Consider the following 18,258-nt stretch of genomic DNA (forward strand, 5'->3'; position numbering starts at 1 on the left):
TGCTGTTATATTGAAGCTGTTCATTATCACCCCTTCCCCCGTTTGAACCGGCTGTATCAGCCGGTTTTTTTAATAGGCGGATGCGATGATTTTTTTATTCTTCAAACAGTGTCGGCTTTACAACACAGGTGCTGCTTTCCGGCTGGGGCAAACATGTACATCTTGATAAAAAATTCTGAGCTTGTCATGAATGCGATACTGATTGTATCGCATGCCGCCGCCTATATTTGCCGCCTAACCGCCTTTCTGCGATGCTTCTCATCCGCGCGGTTTTCCCCGGCTCAGGGAGGCTTGCGGCGGAAATGAAAAAGAGCTGTATAAAACAGCTCTTTTCTTTTATAAATCTTGCGGTTTAAAGGTTTTGCAATCCGTTTCTTCACTTTTTTCAGCGGTTTCGCCTGTATGGCTGACCACATAAATAGCGTCGGCCGTGCATTTGTTTCCTCTGCCCCAATATGAACAGTTATTGACTTCACACAGAATTTTTTGGTCCATGCTGGCTCCCCTCCAAGATAAAAGGTACGCCATTAGTATGAGCCGCCCTGATTTTTGTTATTCCTCCTGGCGGATATAACGTCTGTCTTTCATAAAGAGCTTCCAGAAGAAATAAAACCCGGGGAACAAAATGATGAAAGCGACGATATACGTCATAAACAGCGCCCTGAAGGTTGCCGGCTCCGTAAATCCTGACATGACCGTAATATCCGGATAAATCATATAAGGAAGATGAGCCCGTCCGTATGCATAGCTTGCCAGAAAGTATTGAAGCGCAATGGCGATCATGGCGATTCTCGGTTTGCCGAGGTTGCGGCCGAAGCGCTTATTCGGCAAAAACAGAGCCACGCCGGCAATGATAAATGTAATGACAGACAGAATGAGCCATGTCTTGTCTTTCATCATCCCCGTATACAGCCAGCCGGCTTCAGAGCGTAATGTCAGCATAATGAAGAAGGCAAACAGAAGCGACAGCGGCCCTGTTATTAAAGAGCTCCGTCTGTAGATGCGGTACGCATGCTCCTCTTCCGCAACATTTGAAAAATCGGCCAGAAGCAGTGAAGATAAAAATAAAGTGCTTAAAATGGCAAAGCCGATAAACGCATACGCATTAAGGCTTGTAAAGACATTTGCCAAATTCAGGTGATACACTCCGCCCGTCTTCTCAATAAACCCTCCGTGTGTGACCGGAAGGACCAAAATCAGCACAGCGGGAATAATGAAGCCTGAAATTCCGGAGATATATCTCATGATTTTTCTTTCCTTCGCCGTATTGGAGAAGACGAGAAAGCCGCTGCGGATGGCTAAGAGCAGCAAAATAATACTTCCCGGGATCAATAAAACGGTTCCCAGCACGAAGGTTGCCCCGGGAAAGAAGCTGAATAGGGCGACAACGATCGCGACGATAAAGACGTTGGTCACTTCCCATGTCGGGGACAAATAACGGTTGGCGATGTTTGTCGCCTTTGTTTGTTCTTTATTTAAATATATCATCGACCAAAAGCCGGCTCCGAAGTCCATCGTTGCCATGACCGCGTAGATAAACACGAAGCCCCATACGATTGATATCGCAATGAGAGCATCCATGGTAATGTCCATTTCAATTCAGCCCTTTCTATTGTTAGGATTCCGCCGCTTTTACATCCTCCTCAACAGGATGTTTGCGGAAATAATAAAGCAGCACATAAATGACTGCGGCTGCCAAAATGGCGTAAACCACTGTGAACAGGATGAACAGCAAACCGATTGAACCGGTTGTCGTGACGACATCAGACGTTTTCAGGAGATGGTAAATCACCCATGGCTGCCGCCCCGTACAAGCGAATATCCACCCGAATTCAATTCCGATCAGACTGAGCGGTCCTGCGGTTAAAAATAAAATCAAAAGCCAAGTCGGAAAGCTGTCTTTCTTTAAAATTTTTCTCCACACGATGCCGATGATGGAGTACAAAATGAGCAGCATCCCGATGCCGACCATTCCGTTAAACAGTGTATGGATGAATAAAGGCGGCCATTCGTCTTTAGGAAACGCGTTCAATCCTTTGACGACGGTATCAAAGCTGTTTGCGGCCAAAAAGCTTAAAGCCCACGGCACTTCTATCGCCCATTTTACTTTTTCTTCTTTTGCATCAGTAAAACCCCCGATCGCAAGCGGAGCGTGTGATCTAGTTTCAAACAGCCCTTCTGCGCCCGCAAGCTTCTCAGGCTGGTATTCGTAAAGAAGCTGGGCTGACTCGTGACCGTTTAAAGAAGCAATAATAGAGAATATCCCGCCGATCGTTAAAGCGAGCAGCAGCGCTTTTCGGTGAAAGCGGTATACCTGCTCCTGTTTTCTCGTTCTCAGCATTTTATAAGCCGCAACTGACGCGACGATAAATGCACCGGTCATGAAAGCCGTCAGTACGACATGGCCCGCGGTGGTGAAAAAGCTTGGATTAAAAAACGCTGCCCACGGTTCGACGTCAGTGATTTTGCCGTTTAAAATTTTAAAGCCGGCCGGCGTTCCTTCAAATGCGTGAACATTTGTGATTAAGACGGCTGATGCCGCGGCGCCGATCAAAACGAAAATAACGGCAATGATGCGCATCGCCGGAGTCAGCCGGTCAGCGGCGTAGACATAAATGGACATAAACAGCGCTTCAATAAAGAAAGCATAAATTTCAATCTGAAACGGAAGTGACATCACCCTGCCGATGACCTCCATGAATCCGGGCCACAAAAGGGCAAGCTGTGTACCCGCGATCGTTCCGGTCGGTATCGCCACGCCGAGCAGAACAGCCTGCGCCTTCGTCCACCTTTTCGCCATAATGGCATAATGCGGATCTTTTGTTTTTTGATAAATCAATTCGGCCATTAAAATCATCAGAGGCAAGCCGACACCAAGCGTCGCAAAAATAATATGAAAGCCCATTGTTGTCCCGAACAGACTTCTGGCTAATACTAAATCATCCACGATCATAAACCGCCTTTCTAAATTACCGTTTTATGTAATGTGGTTATATTATTTGCTGAAGCGATTAGATTATTCTTCCGATTCCATATATGTACAGGGTTTAGAAATCAAGGGATCAGGGCATATATGATTGACAAGCGCCTATTTAAGGTTTAGAATAAAACGTAATTATTACGATTTAAGAAAGGGAGATCACCATGAAAAAAGATATTCATCCGGATAACCACCAAGTGATTTTTCAAGATGTGAACAGCGGCTACCGCTTTTTAAGCCATTCTACGAAAACGTCAGAGGAAACGGCAGAGTGGGAAGACGGAAAAACATACCCGCTGATTAAAGTGGAAGTCAGCTCAGATACGCATCCGTTTTATACGGGCCGCCAAAAATTCAACGAAAAAGGCGGGAGAGTCGAACAGTTCAACAAAAAATACAATATGGGGAAATAAGACAAGCCCAATAGGGTTTGTCTTATTTATTGAGCACTTTATCATCTCGTGCGGGGAGTGACGAAATGCCCCGCCTTATGTTATATTGTGAATAAAAAAGCAGAAAGGAAACACCAAGATGAGTCTTCTAAACGATATCATGCAATTTAATGAGCAGTTCACTAAAAACAAAGATTATGAAAAATACCAAACATCTAAATTCCCGGATAAAAAGATGGCGATTTTGTCCTGTATGGACACACGTCTTGTAGAATTGCTTCCGCATGCGATGAACATGCGAAACGGCGATGTGAAAATTATTAAAAGTGCCGGCGCGCTTGTCGCCCACCCGTTCGGAAGCATCATGCGCAGCCTTTTAGTGGCCGTATACGAATTAAACGCTGATGAAGTCTGCGTTATCGGCCACCATGATTGCGGCATGAGCAAAATCAACAGCGAGGATATGCTTGATAAAATTATCGACCGCGGTATTCCGAAAGAGCGGATTGACATGCTGAAGCACTCAGGTGTTGATCTTGATCAATGGCTGAAAAGCTTTGATTCAGTAGAAGCGAGTGTTACAGACAGCGTAAACGTCATTAAACACCATCCGCTATTCCCTGACAATGTCCCAGTGCACGGTCTGGTGATTGATCCTGAAACCGGTAAACTTGATCTGGTGATCGACGGCTACCAGCATATGGACTAATGTTTTTGTTTTTTGTCCGGTACGGGATCAACACCGCCCGGATGAAAAGGGTGGCACTTTAAAATCCGCTTCAGTGTCAGCCATCCGCCTTTTAATGCGCCGTGAGTCTTGACGGCTTCGATTCCGTACTGCGAACACGTCGGATAAAAGCGGCATGACGGCGGCGTCAGCGGAGAGATGAACTTCTGGTATCCGCGGATGAGCGCAATCATTATGGTTTTCATTAAAAAACCACCTTTCTGATGCTAGTATAGAAAAAAAATTTCAGATTGAAAAGCTTCCGCCACAATTCTTATCGGAAAACTGTGTTATAATGGATGCATATTCTGAAAAAAAGGGAGTGCCATTATGCCTTCAGTAGAAAGTTTTGAGCTAGACCATAATGCGGTTGTGGCTCCGTATGTAAGACATTGCGGAGTGCATAAAGTCGGAACAGACGGCGTCGTGAATAAGTTTGACATTCGCTTCTGCCAGCCGAACAAACAGGCGATGAAGCCGGATACGATTCATACGCTTGAGCACTTGCTTGCGTTTACGATTCGCACACATTCTGAGAAATACGATCACTTCGACATCATAGATATCTCACCGATGGGCTGCCAGACAGGCTATTATCTTGTTGTCAGCGGCGAGCCGACAGCGGAAGAAATTGTAGACCTGCTTGACGCTACGCTGAAAGAAGCCATCGATATTACGGAGATTCCGGCGGCCAACGAAAAACAGTGCGGCCAGGCGAAACTTCATGATTTAGAAGGCGCGAAACGGCTGATGCGTTTCTGGCTGTCACAAGATAAAGAAGATTTGCTGAAAGTGTTCGGATAAAAAACAGGCCTTTTTGCTGACATGCAAAAAGGCTTTTTTACATATTTCTAAAAAATGTCACACCTTATGTGTAAGCGTTTGCTAAAATAGAAGCAAACATGAAGGAGTGATAGGATGAAACGGGCTGTATTGGCAGGTATGTGCGGTATGGTATTTCTATTATCTTCCTGCGGGGGCAATTCGGACAAAACCGCCGCGGATGAGGAGCCTAAAGCGCTTGAGGTCAAGCTTACAGGACCGGAAAAGGCAGCATTGCATGAAAAAACGGAATACAAGGCGGAGGTTTTTTACGGCGGCAAGCGTGTCACGGATGCGGATGAAGTCATGTTTGAAGTATGGAAAGAAGGAAAAAAAGGCAGCAGCAAAACAAGCAAGGCCAAGGAGGAAAAAGGGGCGTATCACCTGCGGACTGAATTTGATGAAGAGGGTGTGTATACCGTTCAATCCCACGTAACGGCAAAACAGCAGCATAATATGCCGACTGTAAAAGTGCGTGTCGGGGATGCTGAAGCTGCCGATGATTCCTCCGGCCATGAGGAACAGACGCATCATCATTAAGGATTGTTTTTATCCGTCAAGCCTTTTGATGCGTCCTCCGGCGGGTCAATCGTATGTTTTACGTTATAAGCTCTTACAGTCGACCAGATGGATAAAAGCAGCACGGCGAGCACGATAAGAAAGCCGAAGCTCAGAAGAAGCAGCATGAAATCCCTCCTTTTTAACAAATCATAACATATTTTCCATCCGTAAAATCAAGGGCTAAAAATTTATGTTTTAACACACGATATATAGGGTATATCAATAGTAAATCAAAGGAGGAAGATAGGCATGTCAGAAAAACTATTGGAAGCGGTCAATAAACAAGTTGCAAACTGGACGGTCATGTATGTGAAATTACATAACTATCATTGGTACGTCAAAGGGAAGGACTTTTTCACATTGCACGAAAAGTTCGAGGAGCTGTATAACGAAACGGCTACATATATTGACGATCTGGCAGAACGTCTGCTGGCATTGAACGGCAAGCCGATCGGCACAATGACGGAATCATTGAAGACTGCTTCTATAAAAGAAGCGGAAGGCAATGAGAGCGCAGAACAAATGGTACAGAACATTTATGATGATTTCACTGTCATTGCGGAAGAGCTGAAAAGCGGCATGGATCTCGCAGATGAGGTCGGAGACGAAACGACCGGAGATATGCTGCTTGCCATTCACCAGAATATCGAAAAACATAACTGGATGCTGAAAGCGTATTTAGGATAATCAACAAGGGAAGACCGGGGCTATAAAGCACTCGGTCTTTTATTTGGCTGCCGAAGAGAGGTGTTGTCCATTTTTCTGAAAAATCCAGTCCGTTCCATTCACTTTTCATAGAATAATGTAAGGCCGTTTCTGTGAAAGGATGTTGGATCAAGTGGGCAAAGACTTTGGCATCTTTTCGTTTTTTGCAGTGATCGTGTCGGCAGCGGGGTTTTTCTTTGGCGGTTTTCAGTATTCGTTTCTGATTTTGCTATCGGTCATGGCGATTGAGTTTATCAGTACAAGCTTAAAAGAATCTCTTTTGCAGCAGCTGAGCGCAAGAAAGCTTTTTGCGCGGCTGGTCAAAAAAATCGTGACCCTGGCATTAGTCTCAGTTTGCCATTTTTTTGATCAGCTGCTTCATTCAGAAGGCGCCATCCGCAATTTGGCTATTATGTTTTATATCTTATACGAATCGGTTCAGATCGTGATAACGGCAAGCTCGCTGGGCATCCCGGTTCCGCAGGTGCTCGTCGACTTATTGGATACTTTGAAAAATAAATTCAAGCGCAAACCGTAACATTTGCTTCAAAGGAGGCTATACTAGCGGGTATGATGGTTTTCCTCTGAATTTTTGATAAAGGGCTTCCGAACAAACGCAACTGTGGTATGATGTATGGAAGATATGAAGGAACGGATTAGAGGGATAAACATGTACGAGTTTAAAGACTATTATCAGAATACTGTTCAGCTCTCCTTTGAACACCAGCCTTTTTCAGACAGCCCGAAGCATGTATGGGTCATATGCCGATATGGAGATAAGTGGCTTTTGACTGAGCACGAAGACCGGGGGTTTGAATTTCCGGGCGGAAAAGTGGAGCCGATGGAATGTGCGGAGGAAGCGGCCCTGCGCGAGGTGAAAGAAGAAACCGGCGCCGCGGTAAGACATCTGAAGTACGTCGGACAGTATAAAGTTCTCGGCAGGGAAAAGGTAATCGTGAAGAATATTTATTTTGCCGATATTGAAAAGCTTGAAAAACAGGCGAACTATTTTGAAACAAAGGGGCCGGTGCTGTTCAGCGAACTGCCGGAGAATCTCCCCCGAAATAAAAAATTCAGTTTCATTATGAAAGATTCGGTGCTTCCGATCAGTATGAAAAAGCTGAAAGAGGACGGCGTATTTCAATCATAAAAAACGGAGACCCGGCGCTTACGCACGGGTCTTTTTTATATTTTTCCTTTCGTCCATTTTCTTTCTAACAGTTCGACTCCCTGATACATCAATGTCGCAAAAATCGCGATGATCAGAAGGCTTAAGAACACAAGAGTGAAATTGAAAACCTGGAATCCGTAAATGATCATGTAGCCCAGACCTTTTTCGGAAACGAGAAACTCGCCGACGATGACACCGACCCAGGATAAACCGACGTTCACTTTAAGCGCGGAAATAATCGCGGGGGCGCATGCCGGCAGAATGACTTCTTTAAACATGATGCTTCTTTTCGCTCCGAATGTTTTCATCACCTTAATATAGTTTTCATCCACTTCCTGAAAAGCCGTAAAGACGACGATTGTCGTGATAATGACACTGATGACTGCTCCCATGGCGACAATGCTTGTGAAATTCGGTCCGAGTGCCACGATGAGAATCGGTCCGAGTGCGACCTTCGGCATCGCGTTTAAAATGACGAGGTACGGGTCTAAAACCCGGGCGAGCCGGTTTGACCACCATAACAGAGCGGCGAGGCATGTGCCGAGAAGTGTGCCGAGCAAAAAGCCGAGAACGGTTTCTCCTAAGGTTACGCCGATGTGCGCCGCAAGGGATCCGTCCGCAATCTTTTCAACTAAAAGCCTGCAAACGGCGGAGGGTGAGCTGAAGATTAACGGATCGATCCAGCCCGCCCTGCTCGATATTTCCCACCCGGCAAAAAATACGATGAAAATGGCGGCCTGATACGCACGGATCCGGAGCTTTTCTTTTTGGTGTCTTTTCTTAAACTGCTGATGAAGCTGTTCAATCGTGCCGCTGCTGTTTTTCAAGGGAATTCAGCTCCTTCCATATGGTTTGAAACAGCGGCTGAAAGGCCGGATCCTGACGCGCGTCAAACGGATCTAAAGCCGCGAGCTCCTTAGGCACGGTGAATATTTGGTGGATGGTGCCCGGCTGATTCGAAAATAAATAGATCGTATCGCTCATGGCGATGGCTTCACCGATATCGTGGGTGACGAGCACGGCGGTTTTTTGAAAATCCTTTAATGTTCTGAAGACAAGGTTTTCCAAAGAAAGCTTCGTTTGAAAGTCCAGCGCGGAAAACGGTTCATCAAGGAGCAGCAGTCCAGGGTCCGGCGCAAGAGTTCTGGCAAGTGCCGCCCGCTGCCGCATTCCGCCTGAGAGCTCTTTCGGATATTTCTTTTCAACGCCGATTAATCCGAGCTTAGGCAGAAGGCTGAGAACTTCAGCTCTTTTTTCTTCTGTTAATGTTTTTGAAATGTGTAAACCGAGCAGCACGTTTTCCTCAATTGATTTCCAAGGAAATAAATAATCCTGCTGAAGCATATAACCGATTTGGTGTTCTTTATGGTTCGGCACGCTTCCTTCGATCAGCACCCGGCCTTGCGCAGGGGTGATAAGGCCGGCCAGAATGGACAGGAGTGTTGTTTTTCCGCATCCGCTCGGCCCGAGAAAGGAGATGAAATCCCCTTTTTCAATCTGAAAATGTATATCTTTCACGGCGGTTGTCTTTTCTTTCAGCGAGAAGTAAGTATGTGTTACATGATCCACATGTAAAAAAGACATTCATGTTCCTCCTATTGTTCTGAGGTGACTTTTTTGGCGATTTTTGTGTTGACGAGTTTGCTGTACGGAATGTGTTTCGGGAGCTCTCCGGCTTCATCCATAATAGATTGAAGCAGTTCCCATTCATCCTTTTGCAGAACTGGGTCTGCAGAGAATGACTTTTGTTTTTTATAGCGCTCTATCGATGTTTCGATAATGGCCGGGTCTGTATCGGCAAATTCCTTCTGAATCGTTTTTGCGATGTCTTTGGCCGGATGGCTTTCCACCCATTGCTGGGCGCGATAGATGGCGCGGGTGAATTTTTCCGCCGTCTTTTCATTGTTTTTCAAATAACTTTCTTTTGCCATAAAGGTTGTGTATGGCACTTGGCCGGAAGCTTCTCCGAAGGATGCGACGATATGACCGATGCCTTCTTTTTCAAATTGGGATGCCGTCGGTTCAAACAGCTGCACATAATCACCCGTTCCGGATGCGAATGCGTTGGAAATATTGGCGAAATCAATGTTTTGAACGAGGTTAATGTCTTTTTTCGGCTCTATGTGATTCTTTTTCAGGACGTACTCACCGGCCATTTGGGGCATGCCGCCTTTTCGCTGGCCGAGAAATGTTTTTCCTTTTAAATCGTTCCATTTGAATGATTTCTCATCCTTCCGCGACACGAGAAATGTGCCGTCCGTCTGCGTCAGCTGCGCGAAATTGATGACCGGATCTTTTGCTCCCTGCGCCTCCACGTAAATGGATGTTTCAGAACCGACCAGCGCGATGTCTGACCCGTTTGACAAAAGCGATGTCATCGTTTTGTCTCCGCCCCATGTTGTTTGAAGTGACACTTGGAGCCCTTCTTTTTTAAAGAAACCTTTTGCTTCAGCGACATACAGAGGCGTATAGAAGATGGAGTGTGTGACTTCCGCCACCTTTACCTTCGTCAGACTTTCTTCCTGTCTGCAAGCCGGAAGAATGAGCAGGAAAAAGGCGCATATGACAAAAACGCAGCCCGCTTTGAGCCATTTGTTCACGGTGTAACCTCCTTGTTTTAAGCGTTAAAATAACCTTTTCTGCTTTACATATCGTATGATGGGTATAAAAAATGTGTGAGTGCCCATATTCACGTTGGGAAAGAATAAAAAAACTGATGATCTAAGGAGGCGCATTGTATTGCTGGTAGAAAAGAAAAGGTTCCCGTCTCCGAGTCCGCATGTCCGCCTCTTTGCGGTATGCTATGAGTCAGAAGGGCTGAAGGTAAAGGGGCTCCTTGCCGAACCTGCGGCACCGGGAACATATGACGGTTTTTTATATTTGCGCGGCGGCATAAAAAATGTCGGCATGGTACGCCCCGGAAGAATCGTTCAATTCGCTTCCCAAGGCTTTGTCGTGTTTGCGCCTTATTACAGAGGCAACCAGGGCGGCGAGGGAAATGAAGATTTTGCGGGAGAGGACAGAGAGGACGCGTTTTCCGCTTTCCGCCTTCTTCGGGAGCATCCGAACGTCAGGGAAGGGCGGGTGCATATTTTCGGTTTTTCCCGGGGCGGAATCATGGGGCTTTTGACCGCGATTGAAATGGGGCATCAAGCGGCTTCACTCGTTTCATGGGGCGGTGTGAGCGATATGGTGCTGACTTATGAAGAGCGGAAGGATATGCGGCGGATGATGAAGCGGGTGATCGGCGGCACGCCGAAAAAGGTGCCGGATGAATACAGATGGCGTTCGCCGTTTGAAAAAGCAGACCGCATTCAGGCCCCTGTGCTGCTCATCCATGGAGAGAATGATGAAAATGTTTCGATCGAACACGCTCGGATGATCGAGGACAAGCTGAAAGAGGCGGGAAAACCGGTGGAAACTTGGTATTACAGCGGTTTTACGCATTATTTTCCGCCGCAGGAAAACAGACGCATTGTCCGGCGGCTGGCGGAATGGATGAAGACACGGTAAGATGCCTGATTTATGATATGATAATAAAGAATAAGAGAATGAAAGGGGATTTTCATTTTGGGAATGCCTGTTGAATTTAATACCATGATTGTGACAAAAGGCAATGAAAAACGGATAGAGGAAAATATCTTTTTATTGGAGAAAGAGGGCTACCGCGTCTATCCTCTTGATATTCCGATGGACGTGCGCAAAACGAAAACCGGAGAGAAATCCGGCACCGGCGAGGTCCAAAAGCTCGAATGGGCGAACGGCCGGACAAGCATTACATACAGACTCACTTCGCTTCATTCGACAAACTGAAAAAATAAAAGCCGAGGGCATAAACGCCCTTGGCTTTTTTGATTACACGAGAGGTCCGCCGGTTTTGGCAATCGAGTCTGCATGGGAAAACTTTTTAAAGTTTTCTTTAAACTCATTGGCTAAAAACAGCGCTTTTTCGTTGTATGCTTGTTTATCGCTCCATGTGTTTTCAGGCTGAAGAACTTCATCCGGCACGCCCGGAACATGAACGGGACTGTGCAGGCCGAAAATGCTGTCTGCCGTCATGTCAGTCTGGTTCAGTCTGCCGTCAATAGCGGCCTTGACCATCGCTCTTGTATACGAAAGTTTCATCCGTTCTCCGACTCCGTACCCTCCGCCGGTCCAGCCTGTGTTGACCAGGAAGACTTGAACGCCGTGTTCGTCGATTTTATGCCCGAGCATTTCGGCATATACATGCGCCGGAAGCGGAAGGAACGGTGAACCGAAGCACGTCGAGAAAGTCGTTTGCGGAGATGTCACGCCGCGTTCGGTTCCCGCGAGTTTACTGGTGTATCCGCTTAAGAAGTGATACATCGCCTGTTCCTTCGTCAGTTTGCTGATCGGAGGAAGCACGCCGAATGCGTCCGCCGTTAGAAAGACGATCGCCTGCGGATGGCCGGCAATGCTCGGCTGCACGATATTGCCGATCATCTCAATCGGATATGCGGCTCTTGTGTTTTCCGTGTAGAAGGAATTGTCGTAATCCGCTTCACCCGTTTTTTCATCAAGCACGACATTCTCAAGAACAGACCCGAAGCGGATCGCACGAAAAATCTGCGGTTCTTTTTCCTCGCTCAGATTGATACATTTAGCGTAACATCCGCCTTCAATGTTGAAAACGCCGGAATCTGACCAGCCGTGCTCGTCATCTCCGATCAGTTTGCGGTCCGCATCGGCTGAAAGCGTCGTTTTCCCTGTGCCGGAAAGGCCGAAAAACAGGGCGACATCGCCTTTTTCACCGACGTTGGCTGAGCAGTGCATCGGCAGTATATCCTGCTGCGGAAGCAGGAAGTTCATAATGGAGAATATTGATTTTTTCATTTCTCCGGCGTATTCGGTACCGCCGATTAAAATGACGCGCTTTTCGAAAGAGACAATGATAAATGTTTCCGAATGCGTCCCGTCCGTCTCCGGGTCTGCCTTAAAGTGCGGAGCTGAGAGAATGGTGAAAGGCTGCGCTTGCGGGTCTCTTTCATCCGTTTCCGGTCTGATAAACAGCTGGCGCGCGAATAAATTGTGCCACGCAAATTCATTTACGACCGTAATCGGCAGTCTGTATTTTTCATCCGCTCCCGCGAATCCTTCAAACACAAACAGTTCATCCCGCTGTTTTAAGTAGCTGACGACTTTGGCGTACAGCTTTTCAAACGCCTCTTCAGAAATGGGCTGATTCACCGCGCCCCAATCAACTTGATTTTCTGTGCTTTGTTCACGGACGATAAATTTATCTTTAGGTGACCGGCCTGTATATGCGCCGGTGGTGGCGCGTACGGCGCCCGTTGATGTCAGCGTTCCTTCATTTCGGCTGATCACTTTTTCGGTAAGTTTTGGAGCCGATAAATTATGATGCACATTCGGACTTGCAAGTAATGCTTGAAGATCTGCGGTTAAATCAACTAATTTCATAAAAACCTTCCTTTGCCGGTTTATTTGTATTTCGCTGAATGTGGAATTAGTATAACATATATCTGAAAATAGTCTATACTATTTACGGTTTTTTGTTTGTGTTTTTCCATTGCTTCCCGAAATAAAGGCGCGCAATCGCTTTAATTCATATTGACACTTTCCGCCCTTTTACGATAAGATATTTCATTGAGCGGATACTCTTATCCCGAGCTGGCGGAGGGACAGGCCCGATGAAGCCCAGCAACCGGTTTCTCTGTAAAAAAGCAGGTGAAAACACTGTGGGAAACCAAGGTGCTAACCTGATGCAAGGTTTAATATTTTCCTTGAGCGATAAGAGTGAAAGGCACACAGACCAAACCCTTTCCTCGAGTGGAAAAGGTTTTTTTATTTCATAAAATATGCCAATTAACATTCTCTGATATAGTATGACATTGTATTAAGAGGGAGCGAGTTCCGTATCATATGAGAAGGTCTTGCAAGAGATCTTTTTTCAGGAGGAAAAGTGAATGAGTAAAAACCGTCGACTATTTACATCTGAATCTGTTACTGAGGGTCATCCGGACAAAATCTGTGACCAAATTTCTGACAGTATCTTAGATGAGATTTTAAAAAATGACCCGAACGCGCGCGTGGCCTGCGAAACATCTGTAACGACAGGACTTGTGCTGGTAAGCGGAGAGATTACTACGTCAACCTACGTTGACATTCCGAAAACAGTCCGTGAAACGATTAAAGAAATCGGCTACACACGCGCCAAATACGGATTTGATGCGGAGACTTGCGCTGTTTTAACATCAATTGACGAACAGTCTGCGGATATCGCAATGGGTGTCGATCAGGCACTTGAAGCGCGTGAAGGCACAATGAGCGATGCTGAAATCGAAGCAATCGGAGCGGGAGACCAAGGCCTGATGTTCGGTTATGCGTGTAACGAAACGAAAGAGCTTATGCCGCTTCCGATCTCTTTGGCGCATAAACTAGCCCGCCGTTTGAGCGAAGTCCGCAAAGAAGACATTCTTCCGTACCTTCGCCCTGACGGCAAAACGCAAGTTACCGTTGAATATGATGAAAACAACAAGCCGGTCCGCATCGACGCGATCGTCATCTCAACTCAGCACCACCCGGAAATTACGCTTGAGCAGATTCAGCGCAATCTGAAAGAGCATGTCATTAACCCTGTCGTGCCTGAGGAACTGATCGATGAAGAAACAAAATACTTCATCAACCCTACGGGACGTTTCGTAATCGGCGGACCTCAAGGTGATGCGGGTCTGACCGGCCGTAAAATCATCGTCGACACATACGGCGGATATGCACGCCACGGCGGCGGCGCATTCTCCGGTAAGGATGCGACGAAGGTAGACCGTTCTGCGGCATACGCTGCGAGATACGTAGCGAAAAACATCGTGGCAGCAGGTCTTGCTGATTCTTGTGAAGTGCAGCTTGCATACGCAATCGGCGTGGCACAGCCTGTTTCTATTTCCATCAATACATTTGATACAGGAAAAGCTTCTGAAGAAAAACTGATCGAAGTCGTACGGAATAACTTCGACCTGAGACCTGCCGGCATTATTAAAATGCTTGATCTGCGCCGCCCGATCTATAAGCAGACAGCTGCTTACGGCCACTTCGGACGTCATGATGTGGATCTTCCTTGGGAGCGTACTGACAAGGCGGATGCGCTTCGCAAAGAAGCACTAGGAGAATAATTTTATAGCCGCTTACTAAGCGGCTTTCCCTTTTTGTAGATGCTGCCATGCTTATTTTTTACATAGCGTGAAACCAATGGCGTAACAAAGCGTCTATAAAAAGGGGGTCCAATTAGAAAATTACACTTATGGAGGCTATACTATGTGTGGATTTGTCGGTGTTTTTAATAAGCATCCATTAACTCAAACCGCAGATCAAGAAGAGCTAATCAAACAAATGAACCAAATGATCGTTCACCGCGGTCCTGACAGCGATGGGTATTATCATGACGAGCACGTCGGATTCGGCTTCAGACGGCTCAGTATTATTGACGTAGAAAACGGCGGACAGCCTTTATCATATGAAGACGAAAAATATTGGATCATTTTTAACGGCGAAATCTATAACTACATTGAATTGAGAGAAGAGCTTGAAGCGAAAGGCTACACTTTCAATACAGATTCCGATACCGAAGTGCTCCTTGCGACATACCGTCATTATAAAGAAGAAGCCGCTTCAAAGCTTCGCGGAATGTTTGCGTTTTTAATCTGGAACAAAGCTGACCGCGTCATGTACGGCGCGAGAGACCCGTTCGGAATTAAACCGCTGTATTACACAACCATCGGGGACAAAGTATATTTTGCATCTGAAAGAAAGAGTTTAATGGCCGCTCAAAACGGTATTGATCTTGATACAGCTTCTTTACAGCAATATATGTCTTTCCAATTCGTTCCTGAACCGAGCACGCTTGACGCTGAAGTGAAAAAAGTCGAGCCGGGCAGCCAGTTTACGATCCGCCCGGAAGGCGACATCGCGTTTAAAACATATTTCAAAGCGAACTTCAAGCCTGTTCAGTCTGATGAAGATAAATTGGTGAAAGAAGTCAGAGACGCAATCTTTGACTCTGTCAAAGTTCACATGAGAAGTGACGTTCCTGTCGGTTCGTTTCTATCCGGCGGTATCGACTCTTCTTTTATCGTTTCAGTTGCGAAAGAATTTCACCCGAGCCTTAAAACATTTTCCGTCGGTTTTGAGCAGCAGGGCTTCAGTGAGGTTGACGTAGCGAAGGAAACGGCTGCCGCGCTCGGTATTGAAAATATCAGCAAAGTCATTTCTCCTGAGGAGTATATGAACGAGCTTCCGAAAATCGTCTGGCACTTTGATGACCCGCTTGCAGATCCGGCGGCGATTCCTTTGTACTTTGTCGCGAAAGAAGCGAAAAAGCATGTAACGGTCGCGTTATCCGGGGAAGGCGCGGACGAGCTGTTCGGCGGGTACAATATTTACCGCGAACCGCTTTCGCTTAAACCGTTTGAACGCATTCCGTCCGGTCTGAAAAAAATGCTTCTTCATGTGGCGTCCGTCATGCCTGAAGGAATGAGAGGGAAAAGCCTCTTAGTCCGCGGCTGCACACCGCTTGAGGAGCGCTATATCGGTAATGCGAAGATTTTTGAAGAGCCCGTGAAAAAACAGCTGCTCAAACATTACAATCCAGAGCTTTCATACCGTGATGTCACGAAGCCGTACTTTACGGAAAGCCGTTCATACAGCGACATTAATAAAATGCAGTATGTTGACATCCATACGTGGATGCGCGGCGACATCCTGTTAAAGGCTGACAAAATGACGATGGCCAACTCATTGGAACTGCGCGTGCCGTTCCTTGATAAAGTCGTGTTTGACGTAGCTTCAAAAATTCCGGATGAATTGAAAACGAAAAACGGCACGACGAAATACCTTCTGCGCAAAGCTGCTGAAGGGGTAGTGCCTGATCATGTGCTTAACCGCAAAAAACTCGGCTTCCCTGTGCCGATCCGCCACTGGCTGAAAAATGAAATGAACGAATGGGTTCGCAACATCATTCGCGAAAGTGAAACAGATGCTTATATTGAAAAGGATTATGTCCTTCAGCTTCTGGAAGATCATTGTGCCGACAGAGCGGACAACAGCCGCAAAATCTGGACCGTGCTGATCTTCATGATCTGGCACAGCATCAATGTCGAAAAAAGACTGGTGCCGGAAGAGCTGAATCATCAGCCGAAAGAAGTCATTTTCGTTTAATCCAAAAGGCTTTCGAGTTATCGAAAGCCTTTTTTCTATTGTTTTTTGTAAACCGTCTATTCCGCTCTGTTTTCGACAAAGTATTACGCAATATTCAGAAAAAGGTTATAATAGGACTAATCGGGTAGATTCCGGAAAAAGTTTTCTGGCTATTTCGTCTCGGTTTGTTGTTTCTTTGTCAAAATCAGGGGGAGGGAGAGTTATGCAAAACAAAGAAAAAACGCTTCACCGCGGCTTGGAAGAGCGGCATATCTCGCTTATGTCGTTGGGCGCCGCGATTGGAGTCGGGCTGTTTCTCGGGTCTGCTTCTGCCATAAAGCTTGCCGGGCCGGGGATTTTAGCCGCTTACGCCTGCAGCGGACTGATTATGTTTTTTATTATGCGGGCATTGGGGGAAATGGCGATTCAAAAGCCTGTAGCCGGTTCATTCAGCCGGTATGCCAGAGATTATATCGGCCCGCTTGCCGGGTTTTTAACAGGCTGGAATTATTGGTTTTTATGGGTCGTTACCTGCATGGCGGAAATCACCGCGGTCGGCATTTATATGGGCTACTGGTTCCCTGACGTGCCGTCATGGATCTGGGCGCTTTGTGCACTCGTCATTATGACGGCTGTCAACTTTCTGGCGGTCAAAGCGTACGGTGAGCTTGAATTCTGGTTTGCGCTCATTAAAGTCTTGGCGATTCTGTCAATGATCGCGATCGGTCTGGTGATGATCGTATTCGGTCTCGGAAACGGAGGCGTTGCGCTCGGAATCAGCAATTTATGGAGCCACGGCGGCTTTTTCCCGAATGGGATTAAAGGGGTGCTGCTGTCGCTTCAGATGGTCATGTTTGCTTATCTCGGGATTGAGCTGATCGGTGTCACAGCCGGTGAGGTCAAAAATCCGGAAAAATCACTGGCGCGGGCCATAGATACTGTTTTTTGGCGCATTCTCATTTTTTACGTCGGAGCTTTGTTTGTCATTATGTCAATTTATCCGTGGCAGGAAATCGGTTCAGGCGGAAGCCCGTTTGTTTTGACATTTGAAAAAATCGGAATACCCGCTGCAGCCGGAATCATTAATTTTGTCGTATTGACGGCGGCTCTTTCTTCCTGCAACAGCGGGATCTTCAGCACGGGGCGTATGCTGTTCAATCTGGCGGAGCAAAATGAAGCGCCTAAAGCATACGGTACGGTCACAAAAGGCGGTGTGCCGGGAAAAGCGGTATTGGTTTCAGCGGGTGCGTTATGCATCGGCGTTTTGCTGAACTACGTGGTGCCGGCGAAAGTGTTTACGTGGGTGACGAGCATTGCGACGTTCGGAGCAATTTGGACATGGTCGATTATTTTGCTTTCCCAAATGAAATACCGTAAAAGCTTACAGCCGGAAGAACGGAAAAAACTCAAATATAAAATGCCTTTATACCCCTTTTCCTCATATATCTCGCTGGCATTTCTGGCTTTTGTCGTTGTGCTGATGGCTTTTGATGCAGAGACCAGGGTGGCCGTCATCATCGGTCCTGTCTGGTTCGGCATATTATTAGCCGCCTATTACGGCAAAGGTTTCCATAAAAGAAAAGACATAGATCTGGAAAACGGACAGACATTCGCCGAAAAAGCGTAAAAAAAGAGCCCGCTGAAATGGGCTCTTTTTTCATAGGATCGGGTAAAAGGGGGAAGAATAAAACAAATTCCTGAACATTTTGCTTCTGTTTCCTGACAATCGGGA

The 18,258-nt window shown here is 46.5% G+C and carries 21 protein-coding genes and 1 riboswitch; of the genes, 12 read left to right on the forward strand and 9 right to left on the reverse strand.

All coding sequences use genetic code 11. The annotated features are described in order from the left end of the window. Positions 1 to 336: 336 nt before the first annotated feature. The 3 genes from C5I45_RS05245 to C5I45_RS05255 are packed head-to-tail and all read right to left on the reverse strand — an operon-like array spanning position 337 to position 2,947. Positions 337 to 495 (reverse strand): DUF1540 domain-containing protein, encoded by a 159-nt coding sequence (locus tag C5I45_RS05245; RefSeq protein WP_003152224.1) that lies wholly within the window; start codon positions 493 to 495, stop codon positions 337 to 339. A 57-nt stretch (positions 496 to 552) separates the two neighbouring features. Beyond that, positions 553 to 1,593, reverse strand: a complete 1,041-nt coding sequence (locus C5I45_RS05250; RefSeq protein ID WP_003152225.1) for a cytochrome d ubiquinol oxidase subunit II — start codon at positions 1,591 to 1,593, stop codon at positions 553 to 555. Between the two features lie 22 nt (positions 1,594 to 1,615). Then, on the reverse strand, positions 1,616 to 2,947 hold the full coding sequence (locus C5I45_RS05255) for a cytochrome ubiquinol oxidase subunit I (protein ID WP_003152226.1): 1,332 nt from the start codon (positions 2,945 to 2,947) through the stop codon (positions 1,616 to 1,618). A 197-nt stretch (positions 2,948 to 3,144) separates the two neighbouring features. On the opposite strand from C5I45_RS05255, the gene C5I45_RS05260 reads away from it, so the two are divergent. Further along, positions 3,145 to 3,393 carry a type B 50S ribosomal protein L31 gene (locus tag C5I45_RS05260; protein ID WP_003152229.1) on the forward strand — a complete coding sequence of 83 codons (249 nt, stop codon included), beginning with the start codon at positions 3,145 to 3,147 and terminating at the stop codon, positions 3,391 to 3,393. Positions 3,394 to 3,511: 118 nt separating this feature from the next. Next, entirely contained in the window at positions 3,512 to 4,081 is a 570-nt protein-coding gene (locus C5I45_RS05265; RefSeq protein ID WP_003152233.1) for a beta-class carbonic anhydrase, read from the forward strand. Here the strand turns inward: C5I45_RS05265 and yidD are convergent. Beyond that, on the reverse strand, positions 4,078 to 4,305 hold the full coding sequence (yidD, locus tag C5I45_RS05270; protein WP_003152235.1) for a membrane protein insertion efficiency factor YidD: 228 nt from the start codon (positions 4,303 to 4,305) through the stop codon (positions 4,078 to 4,080). The genes C5I45_RS05265 and yidD overlap by 4 nt on opposite strands. Positions 4,306 to 4,429: 124 nt before the next feature. Between yidD and C5I45_RS05275 the strand changes: the two genes are divergently transcribed. After that, entirely contained in the window at positions 4,430 to 4,903 is a 474-nt protein-coding gene (locus C5I45_RS05275) for an S-ribosylhomocysteine lyase (RefSeq protein ID WP_003152237.1), read from the forward strand. Positions 4,904 to 5,017: 114 nt separating this feature from the next. After that, positions 5,018 to 5,461: a FixH family protein gene (locus C5I45_RS05280; protein WP_015387819.1), complete on the forward strand. Its 444-nt coding sequence runs from the start codon at positions 5,018 to 5,020 to the stop codon at positions 5,459 to 5,461. Here the strand turns inward: C5I45_RS05280 and ytzI are convergent. Next, complete coding sequence (gene ytzI / locus C5I45_RS05285) at positions 5,458 to 5,607, reverse strand: YtzI protein (RefSeq protein ID WP_003152241.1); 150 nt, start codon at positions 5,605 to 5,607, stop codon at positions 5,458 to 5,460. The two genes, C5I45_RS05280 and ytzI, sit on opposite strands and share 4 nt — an antisense overlap. Positions 5,608 to 5,731: 124 nt before the next feature. Between ytzI and C5I45_RS05290 the strand changes: the two genes are divergently transcribed. From C5I45_RS05290 to ytkD, 3 genes are all read left to right on the forward strand, one after another. Beyond that, positions 5,732 to 6,169 (forward strand): Dps family protein, encoded by a 438-nt coding sequence (locus tag C5I45_RS05290; protein WP_003152242.1) that lies wholly within the window; start codon positions 5,732 to 5,734, stop codon positions 6,167 to 6,169. 151 nt (positions 6,170 to 6,320) lie between these two features. Next, positions 6,321 to 6,725: a phage holin family protein gene (locus C5I45_RS05295; protein ID WP_003152243.1), complete on the forward strand. Its 405-nt coding sequence runs from the start codon at positions 6,321 to 6,323 to the stop codon at positions 6,723 to 6,725. Between the two features lie 132 nt (positions 6,726 to 6,857). Next, entirely contained in the window at positions 6,858 to 7,337 is a 480-nt protein-coding gene (gene ytkD, locus C5I45_RS05300; protein WP_107994261.1) for an RNA deprotection pyrophosphohydrolase, read from the forward strand. Between the two features lie 35 nt (positions 7,338 to 7,372). Here ytkD and C5I45_RS05305 read toward each other — a convergent pair whose 3' ends face one another. The 3 genes from C5I45_RS05305 to C5I45_RS05315 are packed head-to-tail and all read right to left on the reverse strand — an operon-like array spanning position 7,373 to position 9,958. Next, positions 7,373 to 8,185 carry an ABC transporter permease gene (locus tag C5I45_RS05305; protein WP_014418698.1) on the reverse strand — a complete coding sequence of 271 codons (813 nt, stop codon included), beginning with the start codon at positions 8,183 to 8,185 and terminating at the stop codon, positions 7,373 to 7,375. Beyond that, positions 8,160 to 8,942, reverse strand: a complete 783-nt coding sequence (locus tag C5I45_RS05310; RefSeq protein ID WP_003152246.1) for an ABC transporter ATP-binding protein — start codon at positions 8,940 to 8,942, stop codon at positions 8,160 to 8,162. The genes C5I45_RS05305 and C5I45_RS05310 overlap by 26 nt, the downstream gene beginning before the upstream one ends. An 11-nt stretch (positions 8,943 to 8,953) precedes the next feature. After that, complete coding sequence (locus C5I45_RS05315; protein WP_014305628.1) at positions 8,954 to 9,958, reverse strand: ABC transporter substrate-binding protein; 1,005 nt, start codon at positions 9,956 to 9,958, stop codon at positions 8,954 to 8,956. Between the two features lie 139 nt (positions 9,959 to 10,097). On the opposite strand from C5I45_RS05315, the gene C5I45_RS05320 reads away from it, so the two are divergent. Together C5I45_RS05320 and C5I45_RS05325 are read left to right on the forward strand one after the other, a co-directional pair. Next, positions 10,098 to 10,871: an alpha/beta hydrolase family protein gene (locus C5I45_RS05320; protein WP_015418056.1), complete on the forward strand. Its 774-nt coding sequence runs from the start codon at positions 10,098 to 10,100 to the stop codon at positions 10,869 to 10,871. A 57-nt stretch (positions 10,872 to 10,928) separates the two neighbouring features. Beyond that, a complete protein-coding gene (locus C5I45_RS05325; protein WP_003152249.1) occupies positions 10,929 to 11,171 on the forward strand; it encodes a DUF2584 domain-containing protein in 243 nt (80 codons plus the stop codon). A gap of 42 nt (positions 11,172 to 11,213) precedes the next feature. On the opposite strand, the gene pckA is transcribed toward C5I45_RS05325, so the two are convergent. Next, a complete protein-coding gene (pckA, locus tag C5I45_RS05330) occupies positions 11,214 to 12,797 on the reverse strand; it encodes a phosphoenolpyruvate carboxykinase (ATP) (protein WP_107994262.1) in 1,584 nt (527 codons plus the stop codon). A gap of 197 nt (positions 12,798 to 12,994) precedes the next feature. Beyond that, a riboswitch (SAM riboswitch) is annotated at positions 12,995 to 13,134 on the forward strand. 169 nt (positions 13,135 to 13,303) lie between these two features. Here pckA and metK point away from each other — a divergent pair. From metK to alaP, 3 genes are all read left to right on the forward strand, one after another. Further along, positions 13,304 to 14,506, forward strand: coding sequence for a methionine adenosyltransferase (gene metK / locus C5I45_RS05335; RefSeq protein WP_003152253.1), 1,203 nt, complete (start codon positions 13,304 to 13,306; stop codon positions 14,504 to 14,506). 142 nt (positions 14,507 to 14,648) lie between these two features. Beyond that, positions 14,649 to 16,547: an asparagine synthase (glutamine-hydrolyzing) gene (gene asnB, locus C5I45_RS05340; RefSeq protein WP_003152255.1), complete on the forward strand. Its 1,899-nt coding sequence runs from the start codon at positions 14,649 to 14,651 to the stop codon at positions 16,545 to 16,547. Between the two features lie 202 nt (positions 16,548 to 16,749). After that, the gene (gene alaP, locus C5I45_RS05345) at positions 16,750 to 18,153 is read left to right on the forward strand and encodes an alanine permease AlaP (protein WP_003152257.1); all 1,404 of its coding nucleotides are present in this window, start codon (positions 16,750 to 16,752) and stop codon (positions 18,151 to 18,153) included. The last annotated feature ends 105 nt before the right edge of the window (positions 18,154 to 18,258 follow it).

This window comes from Bacillus sp. ZY-1-1 (assembly GCF_003047165.1).
Taxonomy (GTDB): Bacteria; Bacillota; Bacilli; order Bacillales; family Bacillaceae; genus Bacillus; species Bacillus velezensis.